The 281-nt window shown below is 57.7% G+C and carries 1 pseudogene; it reads left to right on the forward strand.

Going from position 1 to position 281, the window contains the following annotated elements:
* Positions 1-130 precede the first annotated feature (130 nt).
* Positions 131-281 (forward strand): annotated as a pseudogene (locus KQH60_RS14820) (transposase); the annotation flags it as partial.

The raw sequence follows: 281 nt of genomic DNA on the forward strand, positions 1-281 counted from the left end.
GCTCAAGCGCCAAATGTATGGCCGCGCCGGCTTCCAACTGCTTCGTACTCGCGTGTTGAATCGGTGCTGAATGGTGACGTGAAACTTCACACAAAGTGGGGAAGAGCCATTTTCAACGTGCTGCTGACAGCGTGACGTGCTGCGCCAGTATGTGGTCGAACAGCTGGGAGCCACTGACGCCGTGCTGATTGTGGATGAAACAGGATTCGTCAAGAAAGGCGAGCACTCGGTCGGCGTGCAGCGTCAGTATAGTGGCACCGCGGGGCGCATCGAGAACAGCC

Origin of the sequence: Mycetohabitans sp. B8, from assembly GCF_021991875.1 — a bacterium.
In the GTDB taxonomy this organism is placed as follows: Bacteria; Pseudomonadota; Gammaproteobacteria; order Burkholderiales; family Burkholderiaceae; genus Mycetohabitans.